General features: G+C 58.0%; 25 protein-coding genes, 5 pseudogenes and 1 riboswitch. Of the genes and pseudogenes, 15 read left to right on the top strand and 15 right to left on the bottom strand.

All coding sequences use genetic code 11. The features are described from left to right. The first annotated feature begins 3 nt into the window (after positions 1 to 3). Complete coding sequence (locus G560_RS0103400) at positions 4 to 912, top strand: FAD:protein FMN transferase (RefSeq protein ID WP_022702905.1); 909 nt, start codon at positions 4 to 6, stop codon at positions 910 to 912. A 375-nt stretch (positions 913 to 1,287) separates the two neighbouring features. Here G560_RS0103400 and G560_RS0103395 read toward each other — a convergent pair whose 3' ends face one another. The 9 genes from G560_RS0103395 to glpD all read right to left on the bottom strand — a co-directional run bounded on the left by G560_RS0103395 (position 1,288) and on the right by glpD (position 11,601). Continuing rightward, the gene (locus tag G560_RS0103395) at positions 1,288 to 2,421 is read right to left on the bottom strand and encodes an iron-containing alcohol dehydrogenase (protein ID WP_028913679.1); all 1,134 of its coding nucleotides are present in this window, start codon (positions 2,419 to 2,421) and stop codon (positions 1,288 to 1,290) included. After that, the gene (glpK, locus tag G560_RS0103390) at positions 2,418 to 3,905 is read right to left on the bottom strand and encodes a glycerol kinase GlpK (protein ID WP_022702903.1); all 1,488 of its coding nucleotides are present in this window, start codon (positions 3,903 to 3,905) and stop codon (positions 2,418 to 2,420) included. Before glpK ends, G560_RS0103395 begins: the two co-directional genes overlap by 4 nt. Before the next feature lie 144 nt (positions 3,906 to 4,049). Then, the gene (locus G560_RS0103385) at positions 4,050 to 5,771 is read right to left on the bottom strand and encodes an ABC transporter substrate-binding protein (protein ID WP_081647589.1); all 1,722 of its coding nucleotides are present in this window, start codon (positions 5,769 to 5,771) and stop codon (positions 4,050 to 4,052) included. A 100-nt stretch (positions 5,772 to 5,871) separates the two neighbouring features. After that, positions 5,872 to 6,144 (bottom strand): DUF2160 domain-containing protein, encoded by a 273-nt coding sequence (locus G560_RS0103380; protein WP_022702901.1) that lies wholly within the window; start codon positions 6,142 to 6,144, stop codon positions 5,872 to 5,874. Between the two features lies 1 nt (position 6,145). After that, positions 6,146 to 6,961 carry a carbohydrate ABC transporter permease gene (locus G560_RS0103375; RefSeq protein ID WP_022702900.1) on the bottom strand — a complete coding sequence of 272 codons (816 nt, stop codon included), beginning with the start codon at positions 6,959 to 6,961 and terminating at the stop codon, positions 6,146 to 6,148. Next, entirely contained in the window at positions 6,961 to 7,833 is an 873-nt protein-coding gene (locus tag G560_RS0103370) for a carbohydrate ABC transporter permease (RefSeq protein WP_022702899.1), read from the bottom strand. The genes G560_RS0103375 and G560_RS0103370 overlap by 1 nt, the downstream gene beginning before the upstream one ends. Beyond that, entirely contained in the window at positions 7,830 to 8,912 is a 1,083-nt protein-coding gene (locus tag G560_RS0103365) for an ABC transporter ATP-binding protein (protein WP_022702898.1), read from the bottom strand. The genes G560_RS0103370 and G560_RS0103365 overlap by 4 nt, the downstream gene beginning before the upstream one ends. 3 nt (positions 8,913 to 8,915) lie before the next feature. After that, the gene (locus tag G560_RS0103360; RefSeq protein ID WP_022702897.1) at positions 8,916 to 10,004 is read right to left on the bottom strand and encodes an ABC transporter ATP-binding protein; all 1,089 of its coding nucleotides are present in this window, start codon (positions 10,002 to 10,004) and stop codon (positions 8,916 to 8,918) included. A gap of 1 nt (position 10,005) precedes the next feature. Beyond that, a complete protein-coding gene (gene glpD / locus G560_RS0103355) occupies positions 10,006 to 11,601 on the bottom strand; it encodes a glycerol-3-phosphate dehydrogenase (RefSeq protein ID WP_028913676.1) in 1,596 nt (531 codons plus the stop codon). Positions 11,602 to 11,870: 269 nt separating this feature from the next. On the opposite strand from glpD, the gene G560_RS0103350 reads away from it, so the two are divergent. Both G560_RS0103350 and G560_RS20540 read left to right on the top strand, forming a co-directional pair. Next, positions 11,871 to 12,632, top strand: a complete 762-nt coding sequence (locus G560_RS0103350) for a DeoR/GlpR family DNA-binding transcription regulator (RefSeq protein ID WP_022702895.1) — start codon at positions 11,871 to 11,873, stop codon at positions 12,630 to 12,632. A gap of 334 nt (positions 12,633 to 12,966) precedes the next feature. Continuing rightward, positions 12,967 to 13,486: pseudogene (locus tag G560_RS20540) on the top strand (transposase); the annotation flags it as partial. A 311-nt stretch (positions 13,487 to 13,797) separates the two neighbouring features. Here G560_RS20540 and G560_RS0103335 read toward each other — a convergent pair. Together G560_RS0103335 and G560_RS20535 are read right to left on the bottom strand one after the other, a co-directional pair. Continuing rightward, a pseudogene (locus tag G560_RS0103335) lies at positions 13,798 to 14,058 on the bottom strand (IS1 family transposase); the annotation flags it as partial. A gap of 125 nt (positions 14,059 to 14,183) precedes the next feature. Further along, positions 14,184 to 15,228, bottom strand: a pseudogene (locus G560_RS20535) (transposase family protein); the annotation flags it as partial. A 99-nt stretch (positions 15,229 to 15,327) separates the two neighbouring features. Here G560_RS20535 and G560_RS21335 point away from each other — a divergent pair. The 3 genes and pseudogenes from G560_RS21335 to G560_RS20220 form a co-directional block, all read left to right on the top strand. Next, positions 15,328 to 15,477: pseudogene (locus G560_RS21335) on the top strand (IS3 family transposase); the annotation flags it as partial. 122 nt (positions 15,478 to 15,599) lie between these two features. Then, entirely contained in the window at positions 15,600 to 15,869 is a 270-nt protein-coding gene (locus G560_RS20225) for a type 1 periplasmic-binding domain-containing protein (RefSeq protein WP_211215442.1), read from the top strand. 131 nt (positions 15,870 to 16,000) lie between these two features. After that, on the top strand, positions 16,001 to 16,363 hold the full coding sequence (locus tag G560_RS20220; RefSeq protein WP_022702888.1) for a type 1 periplasmic-binding domain-containing protein: 363 nt from the start codon (positions 16,001 to 16,003) through the stop codon (positions 16,361 to 16,363). A 338-nt stretch (positions 16,364 to 16,701) separates the two neighbouring features. Here G560_RS20220 and G560_RS21185 read toward each other — a convergent pair whose 3' ends face one another. Further along, positions 16,702 to 16,839, bottom strand: coding sequence for a hypothetical protein (locus G560_RS21185; protein ID WP_162140849.1), 138 nt, complete (start codon positions 16,837 to 16,839; stop codon positions 16,702 to 16,704). A 75-nt stretch (positions 16,840 to 16,914) separates the two neighbouring features. Further along, complete coding sequence (locus G560_RS20935) at positions 16,915 to 17,130, bottom strand: hypothetical protein (RefSeq protein ID WP_155947133.1); 216 nt, start codon at positions 17,128 to 17,130, stop codon at positions 16,915 to 16,917. Positions 17,131 to 17,225: 95 nt separating this feature from the next. On the opposite strand from G560_RS20935, the pseudogene G560_RS21745 reads away from it, so the two are divergent. The 6 genes and pseudogenes from G560_RS21745 to G560_RS0103270 all read left to right on the top strand — a co-directional run. After that, a pseudogene (locus G560_RS21745) lies at positions 17,226 to 17,318 on the top strand (hypothetical protein); the annotation flags it as partial. A 136-nt stretch (positions 17,319 to 17,454) separates the two neighbouring features. Continuing rightward, positions 17,455 to 17,850: a site-specific integrase gene (locus G560_RS21435; protein WP_028913673.1), complete on the top strand. Its 396-nt coding sequence runs from the start codon at positions 17,455 to 17,457 to the stop codon at positions 17,848 to 17,850. Positions 17,851 to 18,009: 159 nt separating this feature from the next. Continuing rightward, positions 18,010 to 18,104, top strand: a riboswitch (TPP riboswitch). Positions 18,105 to 18,168: 64 nt separating this feature from the next. Further along, positions 18,169 to 18,957, top strand: coding sequence for a hydroxyethylthiazole kinase (gene thiM / locus G560_RS0103285; protein WP_022702886.1), 789 nt, complete (start codon positions 18,169 to 18,171; stop codon positions 18,955 to 18,957). Continuing rightward, complete coding sequence (gene thiE / locus G560_RS0103280) at positions 18,954 to 19,565, top strand: thiamine phosphate synthase (protein WP_022702885.1); 612 nt, start codon at positions 18,954 to 18,956, stop codon at positions 19,563 to 19,565. Before thiM ends, thiE begins: the two co-directional genes overlap by 4 nt. Next, the gene (gene thiD, locus G560_RS0103275) at positions 19,562 to 20,368 is read left to right on the top strand and encodes a bifunctional hydroxymethylpyrimidine kinase/phosphomethylpyrimidine kinase (RefSeq protein ID WP_028913672.1); all 807 of its coding nucleotides are present in this window, start codon (positions 19,562 to 19,564) and stop codon (positions 20,366 to 20,368) included. Before thiE ends, thiD begins: the two co-directional genes overlap by 4 nt. Next, complete coding sequence (locus G560_RS0103270) at positions 20,365 to 21,129, top strand: 3-oxoacyl-ACP reductase (RefSeq protein ID WP_022702883.1); 765 nt, start codon at positions 20,365 to 20,367, stop codon at positions 21,127 to 21,129. The genes thiD and G560_RS0103270 overlap by 4 nt, the downstream gene beginning before the upstream one ends. 291 nt (positions 21,130 to 21,420) lie before the next feature. Here G560_RS0103270 and G560_RS18390 read toward each other — a convergent pair whose 3' ends face one another. Further along, the gene (locus tag G560_RS18390) at positions 21,421 to 22,011 is read right to left on the bottom strand and encodes an acetate and sugar kinases/Hsc70/actin family protein (RefSeq protein WP_028913671.1); all 591 of its coding nucleotides are present in this window, start codon (positions 22,009 to 22,011) and stop codon (positions 21,421 to 21,423) included. Positions 22,012 to 22,022: 11 nt separating this feature from the next. Here G560_RS18390 and G560_RS20200 point away from each other — a divergent pair, with 11 nt between their 5' ends. Genes G560_RS20200 through G560_RS20930 form a run of 3 tightly spaced genes read left to right on the top strand, consistent with a single transcriptional unit; the run spans position 22,023 to position 22,751 of the window. Further along, positions 22,023 to 22,217, top strand: a complete 195-nt coding sequence (locus G560_RS20200) for a hypothetical protein (RefSeq protein ID WP_028913670.1) — start codon at positions 22,023 to 22,025, stop codon at positions 22,215 to 22,217. A 25-nt stretch (positions 22,218 to 22,242) separates the two neighbouring features. Continuing rightward, on the top strand, positions 22,243 to 22,473 hold the full coding sequence (locus G560_RS0103255; RefSeq protein ID WP_155947131.1) for a hypothetical protein: 231 nt from the start codon (positions 22,243 to 22,245) through the stop codon (positions 22,471 to 22,473). After that, positions 22,473 to 22,751, top strand: a complete 279-nt coding sequence (locus tag G560_RS20930; protein WP_155947129.1) for a hypothetical protein — start codon at positions 22,473 to 22,475, stop codon at positions 22,749 to 22,751. The genes G560_RS0103255 and G560_RS20930 overlap by 1 nt, the downstream gene beginning before the upstream one ends. On the opposite strand, the gene G560_RS0103245 is transcribed toward G560_RS20930, so the two are convergent. Then, a complete protein-coding gene (locus tag G560_RS0103245; protein ID WP_155947127.1) occupies positions 22,723 to 23,031 on the bottom strand; it encodes a hypothetical protein in 309 nt (102 codons plus the stop codon). The genes G560_RS20930 and G560_RS0103245 overlap by 29 nt on opposite strands. Between the last annotated feature and the right edge of the window lie 50 nt (positions 23,032 to 23,081).

Below are 23,081 nucleotides of genomic sequence, written 5' to 3'. Positions count from 1 at the left end.
ACCATGACAACCCGCCGCCGTTTTCTGGCCATCAGCGCCGCAGCCTTTGCCGTACCTGTCGCGGCCAAGGCACAAAAGATCCATACTTGGACGGGCATGGCCTTGGGCGCACGCGCGACGATCCGGCTTGCACATGCGGACGCGCCCGCCATTGCGGCCCGCGCGGCTGCCGAGATTGCGCGGTTGGAAGCTATCTTTAGCCTGTACCGCGCGGATAGCGCCCTGTCGCAGCTGAACCTCAACGCAGTGATAGACGCCCCTCCGTTTGAGCTGCTGGAATGCTTGTCGCTGGCGGGGGCTGTTCATCGTGCTACGCAGGGCTTGTTCGACCCGACAGTGCAACCGCTCTGGGCAGCCTATGCCGATGCCGCAGCGCGGCGCGCTGTCCCTGATACGCAAGCGCTTGATCGGGCACGCGCATTGACCGGATGGGGCGGCGTGTCATTGGATGCATCGCAAATCAGTTTGCGGCCAGGAATGGCCCTAACGCTGAATGGCATCGCACAAGGCTATATCGCAGATCGGATCGCCACGCTGCTGGCGGACGAAGGGTTGACCGATATTCTGATTGATACTGGTGAATTCCATGCCTTGGGCCAGCAACCTGAAGGCGGCGCTTGGCCGGTCAAATTGGCACAGGGCGGGACTATTGCGCTGACGTCACGAGCTCTTGCCACATCGGCACCGCTTGGCACGGTCTTTGATGCGGCGGGCACATTAGGGCATATTCTGGATCCGCGGACAGGCCTGACGGCAGCCCCACATTGGCGCGGAATCAGCATCACCTCCCCCTCGGCCGCGACTGCAGATGGCTTGTCCACTGCCGCCTGCCTGATGAAAACCAGCGCCGAGATTGAGGCAAGTTTATTGGCCTTTACAGGCTGCCGACTGGAATCGGCTATCGCCACCTGACGGGCCTGGATCGCCCCGCGTTTGCATGAGACCTATTGCTACATTTTACGCGCCGTATCGGACACATCGCGCTGTGCGTAGCGTTTGTCTTCAGCCACTGGTGGCGGGATGTTTCTGATTTGTCAGAGCCGTGGACGGTTATTGAACCAGTCGATCTGTTCGCCAACAGGCCAAGCAAGGCCGTGCCTTTCCAGAGCCCACATTTTACGCCATTAACCCTGACGTTGGATCAGTTCGGTTTTGTCGTCGCAGTTTACGGTTTCCACGGCGTGTTGTCATGAGCGCCATCCAACGCTTATGACCGATCGTTTGATCCCAGCTTCGGCCAAACTTGTTGTCGTAGCAATCCGCCATGTTTGCCTAAATTTCGTTGGCCTAAAGAGAAGCACGCACAGCCTTGATCAGTGCCTCTATCGGCAACTTGAACGGATTGGCTTTCATGGACGAAGTCGCCTGTGCCGATTTTGCGATGTCCGTAAGGTCTTGCCCTGCGAGCCATTTGCCCAATCGCGGCAAACTCCAATCATCCAATGCAATCTCCAGCCGTTCCAACGCAAAAGACGGGGCGCAGTTCAAGCCGACTGACAGCCAAGCATTCACCTCATCATAACGGGTCATATCAGCCAAAGCGCCCTGTGCCGCAGCCTTGTTTGCGCGCAGAACTGGCACCAGAAGGCGCCCACAAATCACGCCATGCGGTGCTGTGCTCATGCCGCCGATCACCCCAGCCAAGCCATGCACGGCCCCAAGGCCTGAATTCGCCAGACAAAGCCCACCAAACAGGCTGACCTGCGCCAGCGCGTCGCGTGCAGCAGCGTCCTCACCCCGCATAAGCGCTCCTATCGCCGCAATCCCTTTCGGGATCGCCGCGCGCGCAAGCGCATCTGTCATGGGGTTGGCCTTGTTGCAAAGATAGGGCTCAATCACCTGCACCAAAGCATCCATGCCCGAGGCCAGCGTTACACCTTTCGGACAACCATCGGTCAGCGCCGGATCCACCAAGGCAAGATTTGCCAGCATACGGCTGTCGCGCAAGCTGACTTTGCGACCAAGCACGCCAATAACGGCATTTTTGGTCACCTCTGCCCCAGTGCCCGCGGTCGTTGGCAGGGCGATAAAGGGAAGGGGTGGTGTTTGCAGCGGCAGGCCATTTCCCACCACCTCCAAATGCGCCAAAGGCGGACTGCTGCTTGGAATAAGCGCAGCCAGCGCCTTTCCCAAGTCCAGAACAGACCCGCCTCCCACCGCCAAAACCACTTGCGGATCAAAGGCGCGGCCTTGCGCCAAGGCAGCTTCCAGAGAAGCCAGGTCCGGCTCACCGCTGCCGCGGATCACCAGCACCTCGGCACCTGCCGCGCGCCAAACATCGGCGGCATGATCGCCCCAAACATGCGATCCTCGCACCAACAAAATCCGACGGCCATAGGTCAGGGCAACGCCCAACGCCTCATCTGCCCGCCCCCTGCCAAAAATAATCCGCCCCGCAGTCGAGAATTCGAACACGTTCAAAATTGCATCGTAGCGGCGACAGCGCGCTTCCATGCACCATATTTTGTCGCGCGCGTTGTTTCGTCCATCCGGGGTGAAAATGTGCGATCCAAGGCCCAATTAGCGGCAAAACCCGCCTGATCCGGGTAGATGCCAGCCCTTTGTCCCGCCAACCATGCGGCCCCCAATGCGGTTGTTTCTCGTACCATCGGGCGGTCTACCTTTGCGCCAATAATATCCGCCAAAAACTGCATCGACCAATCCGAGGCCGTCATCCCGCCATCCACCCGAAGCGTTGGCTGCGTTCCTGTGGTCGCCCAATCCGCCTGCATCGCCTCGAGCAGGTCACGCGTTTGATAGCCGACAGATTCAAGCGCAGCCCGCGCCATTTCGGCCGGGCCAGACGCACGGGTCAGGCCAAACACGGCACCACGGCATTCCGCATTCCAATACGGCGCGCCAAGCCCGACAAACGCGGGCACCAGGACCACGTTCTGCGACGGATCGGCCTTTTCGGCCAAGGGCTGTGTTTCGCTGGCTTCGCGAATGATCTTCAAACCATCACGCAGCCACTGCACCACGGCGCCTGCGATGAAAATTGACCCTTCCAGCGCATAGGTGGGCTTTCCATCCAATTGATAGGCAATCGTTGTCAGCAAACGATGCGTCGATGTGACCGCCTTGTCGCCTGTGTTCAACAAGGCAAAACACCCAGTTCCATAGGTCGATTTCATCATGCCCGGGGCAAAACAGGCCTGCCCCACAGTTGCGGCTTGTTGATCCCCCGCCACCCCCAATATCGGGATCGGCCGCCCAAACAGATCGGGCCGTGTCATGCCGAAATCGGCAGCGCAATCCTTGACCTCCGGCAACATTTCCATGGGAATGCCAAACAGATCACAGATGGTTTTGCTCCACCGGCCTTTGTGAATATCATAAAGCAAGGTCCGCGCGGCATTTGTTGCATCAGTGGCATGCACCGCACCACCTGTCAGTTTCCAAATCAAAAAGCTGTCAACGGTACCAAAAAGCAGCTCACCGCGCCGCGCCTTTTCACGCGCACCATCGACAGTGTCCAAAAGCCACTTCAACTTGGTCCCCGAAAAATAGGGGTCTGCCAACAGGCCGGTGCGGGCCGTGATCATTTTGTCATGGCCTGCATCGCGTAAACTGCGGCAATAGTCTGATGTGCGCCGATCTTGCCAAACGATCGCATTATAAATCGGCTGGCCAGTTGTTCTATCCCAGACAATGGTTGTTTCGCGTTGGTTTGTGATACCAATCGCAGCAATATCTGCCACGCCAAGCCCGGCCTTTTCAATTGCGGCACGTGCGGTCCCCGCCGTGGTAGACCATAGGTCTGAGGGGTCGTGTTCTACCCAGCCGCTTTGCGGAAAGTGCTGCGGAAACTCTTCTTGCGCGGTCGCGACGATCTGCATCGTGCTGTTAAATATAATCGCGCGGCTTGATGTTGTCCCCTGATCGATCGCAAGTATATGGCTCATATTGCCCCCTTGGCCTTAGCGTTGCGTCGGCCCATCCATTTGTAAATAGCCCCGCAGACAGGCATGGCGCAGTTGTTCGACAGCAGAAACATTTACAAGCGGATGAGTGGGGGCAAGGTCGAAACCCTGCCCCCAATCGTGATTTTACTGCCAGGATTTGATCAGCTCGTCATAGCTGACGGTTTCACCCTGCGGCTTTTCGTTTGCAAGTTTGGCAACGGGCGCACCGGGTGCATCCAGCCATTCCTGTGGATCTTTTGGTTCGTTCATCTTGGGGCCAATGTCACCTTGAATGCCTGCGCGTTCAATCCGCTCCATGACCTTTTCTTGCTCGGCACACAAAGCATCAAGTGCCTCTTGCGGGGTTTTGGCGCCCGACATTGCATCCCCGATGTTCTGCCACCACAACTGTGCCAGCTTTGGATAATCGGGAATATTGGTGCCGGTTGGCGACCACGCCACACGCGCGGGCGAGCGGTAGAATTCGACCAACCCACCCAGTTCCGGCGCGCGCTTGGTGAAGCTTTCATCCTGAATCGTGGATTCGCGGATGAAGGTCAGGCCTACATGCGCCTTTTTCACATCCACCGTCTTGGACGTGACAAACTGCGCATAGAGCCAAGCAGCCTTTGCACGATCAACAGGCGTTGATTTCATCAACGTCCACGACCCCACATCCTGATAACCAACCTTGGTCCCATCCTGCCAATAAGCACCGTGCGGGGATGGGGCCATGCGCCATTTCGGCGTGCCATCCTCGTTCATCACGGGCAGTCCGGGCTTTACCATATCGGCGGTAAAGGCGGTGTACCAGAACATCTGCTGGGCAATTTGACCCTGCGCTGGTACCGGGCCGGCCTCGCCAAAGGTCATGCCGGCGGCCTCGGGCGGGGTGTATTTGTTCAGCCAATCAATCGCCTTGGTCACGGCATAAACCGCTGCCGCGTCATTGGTGGCACCACCACGGTTGACACAAGAGCCAACGGGTTGCGAATTTTCATTCACCCGAACACCCCATTCATCGACCGGCAAGCCGTTTGGCGTGCCAACGTCGCCCATACCCGCCATCGACATCCACGCATCGGTGTAGCGCCAGCCAAGCGAGGGGTCTTTTTTGCCGTAGTCCATGTTGCCCCAAGCCGATGTCGGCCCGCCGATGGCAGACATATCGCGCCCGGTAAAGAATTCGGCAATATCTTCATAGGCCGACCAGTTGACCGGAACGCCCAGATCATAGCCGTATTTTTCCTTGAACGCGGCTTTTGTCGGCTCGTCGTTGAACCAATCGTACCGGAACCAGTAAAGGTTGGCGAACTGCTGTGACGGCAGCTGGTACAATTTGCCATCCGGCGCGGTGGTGAATTGCAACCCGATGAAATCGTTCAAATCCAGCGTGGGCGATGTCACATCCGCCCCTTCGCCCGCCATCCAGTCGGTCAGATTGCGCACCTGCTGATAGCGCCAATGCGTCCCGATCAGGTCCGAGTCGTTGGTATAGGCGTCATAGATGTTTTCGCCCGACTGCATCTGGGTTTGCAGCTTTTCCACCACATCGCCTTCGCCGATCAGATCATGGGTGATCTTGATACCGGTGATTTTGGTAAAGGCATCAGCCAAAACCTTGGCTTCATATTCATGGGTGGTGATCGTCTCGGACACTACCTTGATTTCCATCCCGGCCATCGGCTTGGCCGCGTCGATGAACCATTGCATTTCTGCCTCTTGATCCGCGCGGCTGAGCGTGGACAGTTCACCGATTTCAGCGTCCAGAAATGCCTTGGCGGCATCCATGTCGGCAAATGCCGGCGCCGACAGCAGCATCAATGCCGCCCCCATCGCCGTCGTTGACAAATGTCTCAATTTCATCTTGTTCCTCCCTTAGAACAGGTTTCGATTACGTTGTCAGTTCAGGTGGTCCCATGGATCTTGCACATCCAAGGGGCCGCCGCCTTTTTGCCTGCGCGGTCTATACCCAGCGAAACACTGCCACCGCATAAACAGCACAGACAACCAATGCACCCCATTGGGACGCATCAACCAACCCCAGCCAGCCCAAATTCAAAAAGGCCGAGCCGAGGAGCGTGATGAACAACCGATCACCCCGCGTTGTTTCTATCCCCAGCACACCGACACGCGGTGTTTCGGGGTATTTGATCGCCAGCACCGTGAAGGTGATCAACAGGCAGGCGATAATTACAAAAAAGGTTGCCGTGGGGCCGGTCCAAGCCATCCAGTCCATATCAAACCCTCCCCAAGGCAAAGCCCTTGGCAATGTAGTTGCGCACAAAATAAATCACCAAAGCGCCAGGAACGATTGTCAGGATACCGGCGGCGGCCAGCACGCCCCAATCCATGCCGCTCGCGGAAACCGTGCGGGTCATGGTGGCCGCAATCGGCTTGGCATCCACCGCCGTCAAAGTCCGTGAAAGCAGCAGTTCCACCCATGAAAACATGAAGCAAAAGAACGCGGCGACCCCGATCCCGCTTGCGATCAGCGGGGTAAAGATGCGGATGAAAAAACGCGGAAAAGAATAGCCGTCGATATAGGCGGTCTCATCAATTTCCTTTGGCACGCCCCGCATGAAGCCTTCCAAGATCCACACCGCCAGCGGCACATTGAACAGGCAATGCGCCAAGGCAACCGCGATATGCGTGTCAAACAGCCCCACCGAGGAATAAAGCTGAAAGAAGGGCAGCGCGAATACGGCAGGCGGGGCCATGCGGTTGGTCAGCAGCCAGAAAAACAGATGCTTGTCACCCATAAAGCTGTAACGGCTAAAGGCATAGGCGGCCGGCAGCGCCACCGCCAAGCTGATCACCGTGTTCATCACCACATAAATCAGGCTGTTGACATAGCCCATGTACCAGCTCGCGTCCGTCAGGATCACGACATAGTTGGCAAAGGTCAGATCCTGGGGCCAAAGCGAGAAACTGCCCAGAATTTCCTGATTGGTTTTCAGGCTCATGTTCAGCAACCAATAGATCGGCAGCAACAAGAACAGCAGGTAAAGACCCATCACAAAAGTAGAGCCATTGATGCCAAGGCGTTTGTTCATCACACACCATCCCTTTTATCCATGGTCGTCATGACCGTATAGAAAACCCATGAAATCAGCATGATAACAAGGAAGTACATTAGGCTGAACGCCGCCGCAGGCCCAAGGTCAAACTGGCCGATTGCCATTTTCACAAGGTCGATGGACAAGAAGGTCGTCGCATTGCCCGGCCCGCCCCCCGTGACCACAAAGGGTTCGGTATAGATCATGAAACTGTCCATAAAGCGCAGCAGGATCGCGATCATCAGCACCCCTGCCATTTTCGGCAGTTCGATATAACGGAACACGGCCCAGCGGCTGGCCTGATCAATCTTGGCCGCTTGATAATAGGCATCGGGGATGGATTGCAGCCCAGCATAGGCCAGCAGCGCCACCAATGATGTCCAGTGCCACACATCCATCACAATCACCGTGACCCATGCCGCAAAAATATCTTGCGTATAGTTGTAGCTGATCCCGATCTTGTCCAGCGTATAGCCCAGCAGGCCAATATCCACCCGCCCGAAAATCTGCCAGATCGTGCCGACCACATTCCACGGGATCAGCAACGGCAAGGACATCAGCACGAGGCAGAACGAGGCCCAAAACCCGCGCTTTGGCATATTCAGCGCGATAAAAATGCCCAAAGGCACCTCAATCGCCAGAATGATGCCAGAAAACAGCAATTGCCGACCCAGCGCATCCCACATCCGTTCGGAATGCAGCATTTCATCAAACCATTCCAGCCCTGCCCAGAAAAACTGGTTATTGCCGAATGTATCCTGCACCGAGTAATTCACCACGGTCATCAAGGGGATAACGGCGGAAAACGCCACCAGAATCAGAACCGGCAGGACCAGAAACCATGCCTTTTGATTGACAGTCTTGTTCATGCCGCATCCTTTCCGTTGGGTGCCACGCGCCAGTCGTTGGCGTAAATATTGATGCCTTCGGGCGCGAAATGCACCGCGTTCACATCGGCGGGGATAGGCGCGCTTTCGCCCAGAATGGCCGAGATTTCGCGTCCCTCCACTTCCAGCCGGACGATCTTGTGGCGGCCCACATCCTCGACCCGGCGAATGCGCGCGGGGATGCCGCCGGTTGTGGACAGCCGCACAAATTCGGGGCGCACCCCCAGCTCCACTTTGCCGCTGGCGGTATAATGCGCGCCCAGATCCACGCTGTGCCCCGCGACCTGTGCGCGATTGCCTGCCACATCGGCGGGCAGCAGGTTCATCCCTGGCGAGCCGATGAAATAGCCCACAAAGGTATGCGCCGGGCGTTCAAACAATTCCTGCGGGGTGCCGATCTGAACCACGCGCCCGTCATACATCACGACCACCTTATCGGCGAATGTCAGCGCTTCGGTCTGGTCATGGGTGACGTAGATCATCGTATGGCCGAAATCATGGTGCAACTGCTTAAGCTGCGTGCGCAATTCCCATTTCATATGCGGGTCGATCACGGTCAGCGGCTCGTCAAACAGCAGCGCATTCACATCCTTGCGCACCATACCGCGCCCCAGACTGATCTTTTGTTTCACATCCGCCGTCAGCCCGCGCGCCTTGCGGTTCAGCATATCCTCCATCCCGATCATCCGCGCAATTTCTTGCACACGCTCGGCGATATAAGCCTCATCGCGGCCGCGATTGCGCAGCGGGAAGGCCAGATTGTCGCGCACTGTCATGGTGTCGTAAACGACAGGAAACTGAAACACCTGTGCGATATTACGCTCGGCGGTGGGGGCATGGGTCACATCCTTGCCATCAAACAAGATGCGGCCTTGGCTGGGGTGCAACAGCCCCGAAATGATGTTTAGCAAGGTGGATTTTCCGCAACCAGAGGAGCCGAGAAGCGCATAGGCCTCGCCATCAACCCAATCATGGTTTAGCTCTTTCAAGGCGTAATCATCTTCGGATTTCGGGTTGGCCAGATAGGAATGGGCCAGATTATCAAGCGTGATCTTTGCCATATCTTATGCCGCCTCTGCATAGGGTGCGGCGGAAACCAAAGCACCATTTTCGGAAAAAATATAGATATGGGCAGGGTCAAGATAAACAGACAGATTTTGCCCCAAGGCCAGATTATGAACACCATGAATCAAGCCCACCCAACGCGCCCCATGATGGTCCAGATGTACAAAGGTTTCGGATCCGGTAATTTCGGTTACGGTCAATCGGGCGTCAAATTCCATCGCCCCGGCCACATGGGGACTCAACTCCAGATGATTGGGCCGGAACCCCGCCTTGTAGCGACCATCCGGCAGGCCCACGATGGCCCCGCTTGCCGGAAGGCTAGTATCACCGCCAAAGCGCAAAACCGATCCGGCCTTGACGATATCCAGAAAATTCATCGGCGGGTCAGAAAACACCCGTGCTGTCGTGGCATCCACGGGACGGCGATAGACATGCGGCGTCAGCCCAAACTGCGTAACGCGCCCTTCCCAAAGGGTGGCCGTGTTGCCACCCAGCAGCAGCGCCTCTTCCGGCTCGGTCGTGGCATAGACAAAGATGGAGCCGGCTTCTTCAAAGATCTTGGGGATTTCGGCGCGCAACTCCTCGCGCAGCTTGTAGTCGAGATTGGCCAAGGGTTCATCCAGCAACACAAGCCCCGCATCCTTGACCAAAGCGCGAGCCAAAGCGCAGCGCTGTTGCTGACCGCCCGACAGTTCCAGCGGTTTGCGCGCCAAAAACGGGGTCAGCTTCATCAGATCAGCGGCCTTTTTCACATCGGCATCAATTTCGGCCGCCGATTTGCCAAGCAAGCGCATGGGGCTGGCGATATTGTCGTATACGGTCATCGAGGGGTAGTTGATGAACTGCTGATACACCATCGCCACGCGGCGATCCTGCACCCGCATCCCCGTCACATCCGCACCATTCCAGAATATCCGCCCCGTATTCGGCACATCCAGCCCAGCCATCAGCCGCATGAGGGAGGTTTTCCCCGAACTCGTCGGCCCCAACAGCACATTCATCGTACCGCTTTGCAATTCCAGATCCGTGGGGTGGATATGGGTCTGCCCTTCGATAACTTTCGATACGCCTTGCAATTTTAGCGACATGTCATTCCCCCACCTTTATCACTACGTCGTCCTTGCTTTGCATCCACGCATCCAAAGCCGCTATTTGGCCTGCATCCAGCCGCAGACCCAACTTGTTGCGCCGCCAAACGACATCTTCAGCGCGGCGTGCATATTCACGGGTCATCAACCAATCCACCTCACGCGCAGTCAATGTTGCGCCAAAATCACGGCCAAGATCGGTGGGGGTTTTGGCATCACCCAAAACCACGGCCGCTTCGGTGCCATAGGCGCGGATCAGGCGACGCGCCCAAAAGGCGGTCAGAAAGGGATAATCCTTACGCAGCGCCGCAATCAGATCCGGCACGCCATCCTGCGGGAAATCCCCCCCCGGCAAGGCCACGCCAGCCGTCCATTTCCCGGACAAGCCGGGAAAATAGACTGCCACCTTATCAAGCGCACTTTCTGCAAGGCGACGATAGGTGGTGATTTTGCCCCCAAAGATGTTCAAAATAGGCGCGCCACCTGTCGCATCGACCTTTAGCGTATAATCACGCGTGGCAGCCGTGGCACTGCTGGCCCCGTCATCATACAGCGGCCGCACGCCGGAATAGGTCCAGACCACATCGGCGGCAGTGATATCTTGTTTGAAATACTTATTTGCAAACCCGATCAGGTAATCGCGCTCTTTATCGGTGCAAACTGGGGCCTTGTCAGGGCTTTCATGTTCGGCATCGGTGGTGCCGATCAGGGTGAAATCCTGCTCATAGGGAATGGCAAAGATGATGCGCCCATCGGTCCCCTGAAAGAAATAGCATTTATCATGGTCATACAACCGCTTGGTAACAATATGGCTACCACGAACCAGTCGCACGCCCTCGGTTGAATTGATCCGAACCTTTTGCTGAATGACATCGCCGACCCATGGCCCAGCCGCATTTACCAGCATTTTGGCGCGGTGGGTTTCGATTTGATCGCCCCGCTGCAACGTGATTTCCCACAAACCGTCGGCGCGCGCGGCAGAAAGTACCTTCGTTCGAACCATAATTTCTGCGCCACGCGCCTCGGCATCACGGGCGTTCAAAATAACCAACCGAGAATCTTCGATCCAACAATCAGAATACTCGAATGCGCGCGTGAAACGATCATCGATTGGCGCACCCTCGGGTGTTCCAGGCAACGACAAGGTGACGGTACCCGGCAAAACCTTGCGCCCCCCTAAGTGATCATACATGAACAGCCCCAAGCGGATCAGCCACGCGGGTCTGCGCCCCTTCATCCACGGCATGACAAAACCCAGAAGTTTAGACGTGGGCGTATCACCTTCGAATCGCATATCCTTATGATAAGGGAGCACAAATCGCATGGGCCAACTGATATGCGGCATCGCGCACAGCAGCGTTTCGCGTTCAATCAACGCCTCACGCACCAAGCGCACCTCCCAATACTCCAAATAGCGCAAGCCGCCATGAAATAGCTTGGTTGAGGCGCTGGATGTGGCAGAGGCCAAGTCGTTCATTTCAGCGAGAGACACACTTAACCCGCGCCCCGCAGCATCCCGCGCTATGCCGCATCCATTGATGCCACCGCCGATAATGAACAGATCTTTGACCTGATTTTCTGTAACTAGCGACGACATCAGGCCTCCCCACCAAATGATCGAAAACAATAACATAACGAACCACGGGATGCGCGTTTTTGCAAGTTTTAATTTCGATTTACCAAAAAGCGAATAATTCGAATAAGTAATTCTCACAACCCACTGCTAGAGACGGGTTTTAATGTCGCCTCCGGGCTTAGGATTTTGCAGTTTGCTTTATCAATGAACCTGGAAAATTATCCTCCACGAGGCAAAATACTTGCCGATACGAACGAAAAGGAACAGTTTTGCGTTGGAGGAATAGAATCATGTCCCAGACCTTTCGTCAGCCCGATATCCTGGAAATTGTCCGTTCCGAGGGCAAGGTAACGGTCGAAGGCCTAGCAGAGCGCTTTGGCGTGACCGTTCAAACCATTCGGCGCGATTTGACCGAGCTCGCAGATGCGGGCCGCCTTCAGCGCGTCCACGGCGGCGCTATTCAGCCTTCGGGAACCACTAACATTGGCTATGAAGATCGCCGAACCCTAAACCGAGAGACCAAACGAAACATCGCGCAAGCCTGCGCAAAACAAATTCCCGACGGGGCCTCTTTGTTCCTGAATATCGGCACCAGCACCGAGGCCGTCGCCCAGGAACTGCTAACTCGACATCGGCTATTGGTGGTGACAAATAATATGAATGTAGCGCAAATTCTAGCCGCCAACCCCGACTGCCAAGTCATCGTCACCGGGGGCACGCTGCGCCGCTCTGATGGCGGCCTGATCGGGAACTTGGCTTCCAAAACAATCAAACAATTCAAGTTCGACATAGCCGTTATTGGGTGTTCGGCCTTGGACCAAGACGGCGATTTGCTTGATTTTGATTTTCAAGAAGTCGAGGTGAGCCAAGCCATCATCGCACAATCGCGACGCTGCTTTCTGGTTGCTGACCATTCCAAATTTCAACGTACCGCCCCAGCCCGCATCGCCTCGCTGGACGAAATCGATATGTTTTTCACGGATCAGCCGTTGGCACCAGAACTTGAAGCCCGCTGTCGTGAATGGAATACCGAAGTCATTCGTGCCGGCTAGCAAAGCCATGCCGACCGAACGTCGGATGTTTGCATGTAGGGAGCTGGAAGGGCGGCCTGACTGCGTGTGCAATTCTTTTAGCCGCTTTACGGCCCCTGCGACGGGATAGAATGAGACGGCTCTGGACTTGTCATGCTTTCATTTTGGCCCTCGTGCTCACATATTATGCGACTTTTCGTTCGAAAGTTGCGGGGCTTTTACATCCCAGCGCTGAGCGGCGGCGACGCGTATTGTAGAGGCCATTGAAATGCTGGAACAAGGTCAGCTCGCACTGCCGCCGTCTGAATCGCTCCGGTTTTGTCTGAGACCATCAACTTGAGTAAGGATGATGGTTATGATGAAAAGCAGAATGGCAAATCGCTACTCGCCCGAGGACCGCGCGCGCGGTCCGGATGGTGTTTGAGCATCTAGGTTCATACGAAACGCAGGGGGGCGCGATCGCGGCCATTGCACCCAAGATTTGCTGTATTCCCCAGGCCCTGCGCGAATGGGTCAAGCAGGCTGAGAAAGACAGCGGCATGCGCGACGGGGTCACAACCGGGGAACGGGACCGGATCAAGGCCTTGGAACGTGAGGTCCGGGAGCTGCGGCAGGCGAATGAAATTCTCCGCGAAGCCTCAGCTTATTTTGCGCCTCCTCTCGGGACATCGCTGCGCGATACCCTGTCTGTCAGTGGGACGGAACGCGACCGCCCACTGAAGCGATGATCGCCTTCATTCGCTGCCAGGCAGCGCATGCTCACATGCGCGAGAGGGGAAGATCAGCGCATTGTTTATGGCATCGAGTCGATCTGCAGGGTTCTGCCGATTGCGCCGTCGACATTTTATCACCGCCTGGTGTGTCGCGCCGATCCAAAATTAATAAATAAAATCAATGTATTGCGCTCAACCAAAGCATCGCAATGCCATCATGGCAGACAAGGTCGGCGGCCCTAACATCTGATTTTGTTGGGTTTGGGTGAAGGGCGACCAGCAAACGTTGCGCAGCGCATCAAATGCCATGTGTCTGAAATTGTTACGTTCGTTTCAAATCAGACTCTAAAGCATAGCACGACATCAGCGGGATGCGGAATTGCGGCCACTGGTCTTGTCACGTATTCGTGCGGCCCCGAATGCTCGTTTAAGCCCCTTGGCGCTCGAAGGCCAAGGGGCTTTTCGGTAGTGGGTCAGTTTGAAATATCTTTTTTACGGGGCTTGTAAGAGCCGCGAACTTTCGGGGCCGCTTCTGCCTCAGCCTTTTCTACCAGCGCAACGATATCTGACACTTCCCAAGGGCTAGACACAAGACCTGCGGCCATTGCTGGCGTCATGCGAAGCGTTTTGTGAGTACGGCAAAAGTTGTAATACATGAAGTGCAGGGAAACGGCATATGCGTGGTTTTCAGCCTTTTTTGAAAAGGCATTGGTCAGGCGAGTAAAGCGGCGCATACTGGCCAACGGATCGCGTTTCATGCGGTTGCTGACCGTTGCCCGGCAGGGTCATGCAAGGCATGATCCCGAGAGGGGGCCCATGCTGTTACCCGGAAGGGTTTTGCGTGCAAATCACGCAGGGCGATGACACGCCGCGAATGCAGATCGAGGATGACAGCGAGATACAGCCAGCCCTCTCGGGTCCAGATATAGCTGATATCACCGGCCTGTTACCCCTCTCATGGTTTGCCTGCAAACCATGAGAGGGCACTTCTGGTTCGGCCCAGCCGCCGCGAAGTCGCGATCCAGCAGGTTCGGAGCGATGTTGAACGTGTGATCGCTGTCCGTGCGTCGTCGGGGAAATGATCCACCGGATCATTTCCTGACCCTCCTCCACCTTGAATTTGCGTGTTCTTTCAACGACGATCCCGTTCTCACGCATCAGCCGCCCGACCCGGACCCTCTCGCGGTTTGCAAGGCAAACCGCTGCCGGACAACGGATGGCCCACATCAACCCCGACGTCCTTCAGCTCTTCCGTCATCCGGGGCCTGCACCTTACGGTGATTGCCTGCAATCACCTCCCGGGCAACGCATAGCTGCCCAGGCTCAGGCGCGATTGTTCCTTGATATGGGCCAGAACGACCATGCCTGTGTGCTGCCTGCGGCTGGCAGGGCGGCGGCGTATGGCCCACAAGCCACGAGGGCTGACTTCCTCTCCTGACACAACCGATCCGTTGCAAAGCAGCCGTGATGTTCCTCGACGAACCGAAACCCTCTCGGCAGATTACTGCGTAATCGCCTGCCAGGTAATAGGTGGCCTTCGTCGGGAAAAACAGTCCCCCGGACTGTTTTCTGATCCGCCTCAGTTTAGGATGTCCCTCTTCTCGCGCAGTATGCGGTTTTCGCGCCGGAGCCGTTCGTTCTCAAGCACTAGTTCGCGATCCTCATGCGACACCACATCTGTGTCCCCACTCTCATGGTTTGTCTTGCAAACCATGAGAGGGCAACGGATACGCTGTGATCCACTTGTTCAGCGTCGACATCCCGACACCCAGATCATCAGCGATCTGTTTGCGTGAAAGCCCGTCCTCAGAGAAAATGATCCCCCGGATCATTTTCTAGCCCTTCGAACTCAGCGCGATCCGCACCGCATCCTTGCGAAATTCATCCGTCCTGACTGTGCCCATGGTTCATCTCCTTTGCTGCACATTACGCTGTCAAAGGAGCGGCACCAAACCGCGACAAGACCAAAAAAGACCGGAACTAAACCGTAGCAAGTCCAGAATGGCGTATTCGTCGAGTATTACAACAATCAGCGTTACCACGAGAGCCTGAACAACGTCACGCCCGCAGACGTCTACTTCGGACGCGACAACGCCATTCTCAGAGAACGGAAAAGGATCAAGAAATGGACAATCCAACAACGACGCTTGTAACATCAAAAACAAGCAGCATACTCAATCACACAAACGAGCCAGAGCCTCCAATGTTCAAGCCGCTCTAACGTCCCATTTTATATGACGACGGACAATGTTACGCGTTCGAGGCAGAACTGCACTTGATGCGGCCAGTAACCTTTCGTGCCCGCTTTCACTTGGCCGAGCGATTGGACGATGCGGTTTTGGTCGCTCTTTTGCGGGCCATCACCCGCCGGGGCACGCAGGGCATCGTTATGAAAGTCCCAGCTACCGCCGAGGTTGAGGCCTGCCTGGCCAGCCTTGCCGCACAGAAAATCCCGATCGTTACTTATGTGACAGATGCCGCCCAACCGCTGCGCCTGGCCTATGTAGGCATGGATAATAGCCGTGCATGCGCCACAGCCGCCTAGCTTTTGGCCCGCATGGCGCAGCCGCAAACGTCCAGCGTGCTGATCACACTGTCCAGCCAGACATTTGAGAGTGAGGGCGCCCGGCGTTCTGGCTTTCAGGCTATCTTGCGAAACACGCGCCCAGACTTGCGATGGTGACCGTCTCTGAAAGCTATGGTGTGGATCCCCCCACGGGCGCGCTGATCCTGCATGCGCTACACGATAACCCCAAGATCACCTCGGTCTATTCAATTGGCGGCGGCAACCGGGCGATCCTTGATGCGTTTGACCTAGCGGGGCGCACGATAGATGTTTTTGCCGCCCATGACCTTGACCGCACCAACACAGAATTGCTGAAATCGGATCAGGGCAGTTTCGTGATCCACCACAGTTTCCGGCATGATGCCCGGCAAGTAGCGCTGCACTTCAGCAAGCAGTTCCGGCTGATCAACCCCAGCACCGAGATCGAGAAGGCTGAAATCAATATTGCCTGCCCCATCGCGTCGGGTGTTTGAAACCACGCTTTGATGGCGCACCGCGCCGTCGCAGTCATCGCGTGGATGAGCCGAGATCACGAAGGATGTCTGGCCATCACATCGTCGAAAGGCCCGTGGTCCTTTTGCGGGTCCAGGCGACCTTCCCATCTGGTGCCGCCGCGATCGAACCTCGAGACGTCGGGCCGAGGTTCGCCTCTTTGTCCGACACCTGCAAACACTTGACCCTACAACCGAGATACCGCCTGCCGATTTGCTGCCAGCGCAAGCGCGACGCCGTATTCAAACACGCCACAGGAGATTACGGCTCTGATGCAAGCCATGGGTCACCTCTGCGGATCGCATGTGCAGGCGATCTATCAGACCTTGATCAGTCTTTTGGCAGCGACCGGCATGCGGATCAGCGAGGCGATCGGCCTCGGCGACTTCGACGCGGCCAGTGGCATGGTGACGATCCGGCACGGCAAATTCGACAAGGCGGGTGCCTTACGCTGCATCAGAGCACAGTCGCGAAGCTGGGCCACTACCTGCACCGCGATGACCGCCCCTGACCTTCGGGCATGCCGCCCTTGCTAATCAATTCGCGCGGCGAACGGATGCGCTACTCCATGGTGCAACCGATCTTGCACAAGCGGTTGCATCACTGCGGCATCGGTCCGCGCTCGGCGGCCTGCCGACCCCTGATCCACGATCTGCGGCACAGCTTCGCGGTTAGCACCACCTTCGATGGCTATCGGTCGGGCAACCCCGGTTCCCGGCTCGCGATCCTGTCGACCAACCTTGGTCATACAGGTCCCGGCGCCACGTACAGGTACCTGTCGTCCGCTCCCGAATTGCTGGGCCTGGCGGGCAAAAGGCTCGAGCGCCACTTGGCGGGTGGCGCATGAACTCGCCCGCCACAACCCTACAGGCGTTTTTCGCCGACCGCCTCATTCGCCAGCGTCAGGTCAGCGCAAATACGGTTAAATCCTATCGCGACACCCTGCGGCAGCTCTTGGCCTTCGCGTCGGAGCGACACGGCAAGGCACCGGGCGAGTTCGGTATAGACGATACTCGATGCGCCAATCATTGGGGCCTTCCTCGACCATCTGGAGGGCCACAGGAAGAACGGTGTGCGGACTCGAAATGCCGGGCTTGCCGCGATCCGCTCCCTGTTCCGCTATGCCGCCCTGCACCATCCCGAACATCCCGCAATCATCGGACGGCTTCTGACGATTCCGCCAAAACGCTTTGATCGGCGGCTGGTAACATGGCTGACCGAACCTGAATTGGGCGCCCTTCTCGCTGCACCGGATCGAATGACCTGGATCGGGCGGCGCGACATCGCGCTGTTCGCCGTCGCGGTGCAGACGGGGCTTCGCGCCTCCGAACTGATCGACCCGCGCTGCGGCGATGTCCATCTCGGCTCTGGTGCGCATGTAAGTTGCCATGATCAGCAGCGCCTGCTTGATCTCGGCGTCGGTGGCTACACTTCCTCCGCGTCTTTGTGGGCCGTGGCCATGGTCTAGGCTACCACTGGCTCGATACCGATGGTACGCAGCCCGGCATCGGTGACAACCTGTGGCTTCACGACGGGATCATCGCTTTGGGCAACGAACCGATGCCCAAGCTGCGGCTGCGGCTGTGGCATATTGGTATTGACTTGGACCTTGAATCAACATTCATTGCATTCACGACAGGGGCGTCCGGGGATCCGGGCTGAGAAGTACCCTTTGAACCTGAACCAGATCATGCTGGCGTAGGGAGTCTGCGGTAGGTGCCCCATTCAGGCTTTGATGGCCGTATGGTGCCCGCCACTGGCCCCTTGCGTACAGCGGGGGAGCATTATGGAAGACACCGGAACCAGCCTTGCCACCATGCGCGCTGCCGCGCCATTGGTACACAATATCACCAACTATGTCGCCATGAACATTGCCGCCAACGTAGCTCTGGCGGCAGGCGCGTCACCGGCCATGGTGCATGCCCGCGAAGAGGTGGTAGAGTTTGCGGCCCTGGCCCAAGCGCTCAGCGTGAACATCGGCACACTGGATACGCCTTGGGCCGAGGCGATGGAGATGGCCGCGCAGGCGATGGCTGATGCGGGTCGGCCTTGGGTACTGGACCCGGTTGGCGTGGGGGCCACGCAATTTCGCCGTGATGTCTGCGCGCGACTGATGGCCCAGCGACCAACGGTCATTCGCGGCAACGCGTCCGAAATTCTGGCACTGGCGGGACTGGACGGCACTGGGCGCGGGGCCGACAGCGCTGATCCCGTAACCGCGGCCGAGGCGAGTGCGCGCGACCTTGCAATACGCACCGGCGCGGTGGTCGCTGTCTCTGGCCCCGTGGACTATGTCACCGATGGCACACAAGGCTTCCGTGTGGAGAATGGCAATGCGCTGATGCCGCGCGTCACCGCCTTGGGTTGTTCTCTGAACGGGCTAATCGCCGCGTTTCTGGTGGGCCAATCGGCGCTGCACGCGACGGTGGCGGCACTGGTTTACTTTGGGCTGGCTGGGGAACGCGCGGCGCAAGGGGCCAATGGCCCTGGCAGCTTTCAGGTGGCGTTTCTGGACGCGCTTTACACGCTGTCACCGCAGGATATGACCGCAGGCGCACGGGTCAGCCGCGCATGAGGGGCCCGATTTATGTGATCACCGACCCCGACGCCCTCCTTCCCGTGGCCGAACAGGCGCGCGCGGCGGCGCGAGGCGGGGCGGCATTGGTGCAACTGCGCGACAAGACCGCGCCCGATGATGATCTGGCGGCGCTGGTGCGGTTGCTGTCGCCAGAAATGGCCGCACTGGGCGCGCGGCTCATCGTGAATGACCGGGTGGAGGTTGCGCTGGCCACTGGCGCACATGGACTGCACATCGGTCAGGGCGACGGCGATGCCTTGGCGATCCGCAAGCGAATGCCCCCCGGCATGATCCTTGGTCTTTCCATCGAGACTGTGGCCCAAGCCGGCATTATCCCGTCCGGTGTGGATTACATCGGCGCAGGCCCGGTGCGAGCCACGCCGACAAAGCCCGACCATGCCCCGCCCATCGGTTTCGACGGCTTGGCGCAGATTGTTGCGGCTACTGCGTTGCCCACCTTTGCCATCGGCGGCCTCAAGTCCGGCGATGCAAGGGCGGTGCGCGCTACAGGGGCAGTCGGCATAGCGGTGGTCAGCGCCGTGACCCGCGACGCCGACCCCAAGGCTGCAACCCGCGCCCTGCTGGCAGAATGGGGGACCGCATGATCCCCAACATCCTTTCCATTGCGGGGTCCGACCCATCGGGTGGCGCAGGGATTCAGGCCGATATCAAGACGATCTCGGCCAATGGCGGCTATGCCATGGCGGCGATCACCGCGTTGACGGCGCAGAACACCCAAGGTGTCACCGCCGTTCAGATGATCGCGCCGGATTTCGTGGCAGCACAGATTGCATCAATCCGCGTCGATATCAGGGTGGATGCGGTCAAGATCGGGATGCTGGGCACCGCCGCGATCATCCGGGCGGTTCATGAAGGGCTGTCCGGACTGAAGATGCACATCGTTCTTGATCCGGTGATGGTTGCAAAAAGCGGTGACCGGCTGTTGCAGGCCGAGGCGGTTGCCGCTTTGCGCGCAGCCCTGCCCATCGCGTCCGTCATCACCCCCAACCTGCCTGAAGCCGCCGACCTTTTGGGGGTTCCCGAGGCCACGACCCGTGCGGATATGCAGGCACAAGCGCAGGCGCTGTTGGCATTGGGCGCACAGGCGGTGCTGCTGAAGGGGGGCCATCTGCCGGGGAACGATTGCCCTGATCTGCTGGCCAGTGCGGCGGGTGTGGTCTGGCTGCCCGGCACCCGCCACCCAACACGCAAGACCCATGGCACTGGCTGCACACTTTCCTCAGCACTGGCCACTCATTTGGGCCATGGCCTGCCCCTGCCGCTGGCAGCGGTCCAAGCCAAGGCCTATGTCGCCCGCGCCATTGCCACCGCTGATGCCCTGACGGTGGGCATAGGCCACGGCCCGACCCACCATTTTCACGCCATAACCAAAGGAAACACCCAATGACACGCCCAATCGCTGATCTTACCGTTCTTATTACAGGCGCTGGACGTGGCCTTGGGGCCGCCATCGCCCGTGCGTTCCACCGTGAAGGCGCAAGGGTCGCCATCAACTATCGCAACAGCCGAGCGGCGGCCGAGGCGCTGGCAACCGACCTTGGCCCGCGCACCGCCGCGTTTTGTGCGGATGTGACCGACCCCGCGCAAGTTGCGGCAATGGTAGGCCAGATCACCGACCGCTTTGGCGCACCGGACGTGCTGGTCCACAACGCCCTGGCGGATTTCACGTTCAACGGCGATGCGCGGACCCATTTGGACCAACTGTGTTGGGCCGATATCGCGAGGCAGACCGAAACAGCGGTGGGTGGCGCGCTGAACTGCCTTGCCGTGATGCAGGCCCACTGCGCAGCCCAAGGCTTTGGCCGCATCATCACAATCGGCACAAACCTGGTGCAAAATCCCATCGTACCCTATCACGATTATACCGCGGCCAAGGGCGCATCTCTGGCCTTTACCCGCACTGCGGCCAAAGAACTTGGGCCTATGGGCATCACGGTCAACATGGTGTCGGGTGGCCTGTTGCGCACAACCGATGCCAGTTCAGCGACGCCGGATGCTGTGTTCGACATCATTGCATCCCAAACCCCTCTGGGCCACGTGACAACACCGGAAGACATGGCGGATGCGGTCCTGTTTTTTGCGTCGCCATGGGCCCGGGCAGTGACCGGGCAGAACTTGATCGTCGATGGTGGGCTGGTGTTCGGCTAGAAAATCGCCGCGGGGTTCCATCGGCACGGTCTTTGGAACCCTAGCCCCACCAAATACTTGCGGACCTTGAGTGCTGTCGAGCCCCCAAAACCCAAAAAGCCCCCGGTTTTCAGGAGGGGCTCGTACAATATTGATGTTGCGCTGTGGCAATACGCGCGCCGCTGTGCATGCGCGAAACCTTAAACACTTAAGCCTTTGGTATTACGATTATTTTTTGGTTGCAAGAGGGCATAACCGCCGCAATCTACCTCGGTTAGACTGCGCAATATAGTCAGAATTGCCAGAAAGCTTTCAACATTGACGCCTTTCTGCGGTGACGGTGGCTTGCCAGAACTGTCCATAAGCCGCGCACTTTAAGTCTCCCCTTGGATAATGTGACGATGCCAGAACCGGCGCATTTTGCGCGAATAGCAAGGCGGCCCCGGCACTTGTGCCGGTGGAGGATTCCCTTGCCTCGACCCCGCCATGGCAAAGGCTGGCAAGCATGGCTAGGTAATCAGGATTGCGCGCGAAGGGGCCTTCGATGACACAAGGCCCCTTCGCCCCGATCATCTGCAAGCCAGTATGGGTCATCAGCGCAAGGTAATAGGATAGGGCAACCAACCGCTGCCCGTCGGTTTGGGGCGGCTTGGTCCAGCGCATCTGATGACAGGCAAAGGGGCCGGAGTTTGGTTCCACCGCTGGCAGCAGCATGATGGAGTGGTCAAGCACGGCCTGCCGGTCGGCATCCGTAGCTTTGGCCTTTGTGCCGCCAAGGACCAAATCAAACTCACGCCCGCCCATGAAGCGGGCCGATGGCACCGCCTCCCCCAAGGCGTTCACATTGATCAGCGTGTCACGTGCGGGGTCAAGGCTGGGTGCCTCGCCGCGCATCGCCATCATGATGAACTGAAATGAAGGCTGGCACCCCAAACGACAGCACGCAATACGATGTGACGCAAACCGACTTGCAGGCAATCCAGCAACGCCGCGTTGAAGAAGCGGACTATCAGAAGCGCGTGGCGCAGGACGCGCTTGACCATGCGGTTGACATGGGACCAACGCTTGCGGCGGCTTTTGAGGGGTTGAAGACCCTGCTGAAGCGATAACCACATGGGCGCGAATGTGCGGTCCATGTTGGCGAGAGTCGCAAAGCTGGAAGCCCAACGCGCTGCACCGCGCTCGCCCGTCGAGATTGTCTACGGGTCAATGGAAGCATTTGCAGAGTTGGCGGAAGCTGACATTGCGGCGGGCAAGCTGGACAGCATCGACTTCCCCATCATTATTAACTGCCTGCGCAAATGGCATCGTGACGGGCTTTGGGCGGGGTGGACCAAGCAGGCGAACCGAGTCTGGGAGCGATAATGACCACGCAGACCGACAAGCCCGACTGGCTGGTGCAGTGGCAAGCGGCTCACCCGCCGCGACCAGCCCCAGCGCACGCCCCAGTGCAGCGCAAACCCGCCATTCGCCGCACCAGCGCACCCAAGCCGCGCTGCGTGGTCATCGCCCCCACAGCGCCCGCTACGCCTGCCCCCAACCGCACGCGATTCAGCTTTGGTTTTGACGAACCCGCCCCTTGGGCATGGGACAACTGCAAACGGCGCGAACCTGTCATGGACCTGTCCGGATTTCGGACATAGGAAGGGCGGTGAGCGGTGCGTCATGAGATAAAATCACCTCGACGAAGTTGTGCGGCCCTTCGGGTTTGACTGATGCGTCACGGGCACCGGCTGCCCATCTGGCAACCAATGATTGGTTGGCACCGATTTCCATCGCGATTGAAACAATCGTCTCTCCACCCAAGATCCGCTCGACAGCCTTGGTTTTGATTGCGGCGGGCCACTGATACTTGCCATTTGCTTGCCGCGGCACCCGAATGCCCCAAACCTCATGGGCCTCTTTTTGCTCAATATCCAGCACAATCATCTCCCTTCGATGAACGTGCCCAATATCGCAAATCCCTTATTTTA

Source organism: Pseudorhodobacter ferrugineus DSM 5888 (assembly GCF_000420745.1).
In the GTDB taxonomy this organism is placed as follows: Bacteria; Pseudomonadota; Alphaproteobacteria; order Rhodobacterales; family Rhodobacteraceae; genus Pseudorhodobacter; species Pseudorhodobacter ferrugineus.
Note: the sequence above shows the minus strand (reverse complement) of the source record. Positions and strands in the feature narration are given on the sequence as shown.

What these genes read in the sequence shown, in the direction of transcription:
- G560_RS0103400 (WP_022702905.1), top strand. Translation starts at nt 4, where the DNA reads ATGACAACCCGCCGCCGTTTTCTGGCCATCAGCGCCGCAGCCTTTGCC.
- glpK (WP_022702903.1), bottom strand. Translation starts at nt 3,905, where the DNA reads ATGAGCCATATACTTGCGATCGATCAGGGGACAACATCAAGCCGCGCG.
- G560_RS0103385 (WP_081647589.1), bottom strand. Translation starts at nt 5,771, where the DNA reads ATGAAATTGAGACATTTGTCAACGACGGCGATGGGGGCGGCATTGATG.
- G560_RS0103380 (WP_022702901.1), bottom strand. Translation starts at nt 6,144, where the DNA reads ATGGACTGGATGGCTTGGACCGGCCCCACGGCAACCTTTTTTGTAATT.
- G560_RS0103375 (WP_022702900.1), bottom strand. Translation starts at nt 6,961, where the DNA reads ATGAACAAACGCCTTGGCATCAATGGCTCTACTTTTGTGATGGGTCTT.
- G560_RS0103370 (WP_022702899.1), bottom strand. Translation starts at nt 7,833, where the DNA reads ATGAACAAGACTGTCAATCAAAAGGCATGGTTTCTGGTCCTGCCGGTT.
- G560_RS0103365 (WP_022702898.1), bottom strand. Translation starts at nt 8,912, where the DNA reads ATGGCAAAGATCACGCTTGATAATCTGGCCCATTCCTATCTGGCCAAC.
- G560_RS0103360 (WP_022702897.1), bottom strand. Translation starts at nt 10,004, where the DNA reads ATGTCGCTAAAATTGCAAGGCGTATCGAAAGTTATCGAAGGGCAGACC.
- glpD (WP_028913676.1), bottom strand. Translation starts at nt 11,601, where the DNA reads ATGTCGTCGCTAGTTACAGAAAATCAGGTCAAAGATCTGTTCATTATC.
- G560_RS0103350 (WP_022702895.1), top strand. Translation starts at nt 11,871, where the DNA reads ATGTCCCAGACCTTTCGTCAGCCCGATATCCTGGAAATTGTCCGTTCC.
- G560_RS20220 (WP_022702888.1), top strand. Translation starts at nt 16,001, where the DNA reads ATGGTGACCGTCTCTGAAAGCTATGGTGTGGATCCCCCCACGGGCGCG.
- G560_RS21185 (WP_162140849.1), bottom strand. Translation starts at nt 16,839, where the DNA reads ATGCAGCGTAAGGCACCCGCCTTGTCGAATTTGCCGTGCCGGATCGTC.
- G560_RS20935 (WP_155947133.1), bottom strand. Translation starts at nt 17,130, where the DNA reads ATGACCAAGGTTGGTCGACAGGATCGCGAGCCGGGAACCGGGGTTGCC.
- thiM (WP_022702886.1), top strand. Translation starts at nt 18,169, where the DNA reads ATGGAAGACACCGGAACCAGCCTTGCCACCATGCGCGCTGCCGCGCCA.
- thiE (WP_022702885.1), top strand. Translation starts at nt 18,954, where the DNA reads ATGAGGGGCCCGATTTATGTGATCACCGACCCCGACGCCCTCCTTCCC.
- thiD (WP_028913672.1), top strand. Translation starts at nt 19,562, where the DNA reads ATGATCCCCAACATCCTTTCCATTGCGGGGTCCGACCCATCGGGTGGC.
- G560_RS0103270 (WP_022702883.1), top strand. Translation starts at nt 20,365, where the DNA reads ATGACACGCCCAATCGCTGATCTTACCGTTCTTATTACAGGCGCTGGA.
- G560_RS18390 (WP_028913671.1), bottom strand. Translation starts at nt 22,011, where the DNA reads ATGATGGCGATGCGCGGCGAGGCACCCAGCCTTGACCCCGCACGTGAC.
- G560_RS20200 (WP_028913670.1), top strand. Translation starts at nt 22,023, where the DNA reads ATGAAGGCTGGCACCCCAAACGACAGCACGCAATACGATGTGACGCAA.
- G560_RS0103255 (WP_155947131.1), top strand. Translation starts at nt 22,243, where the DNA reads ATGTTGGCGAGAGTCGCAAAGCTGGAAGCCCAACGCGCTGCACCGCGC.
- G560_RS20930 (WP_155947129.1), top strand. Translation starts at nt 22,473, where the DNA reads ATGACCACGCAGACCGACAAGCCCGACTGGCTGGTGCAGTGGCAAGCG.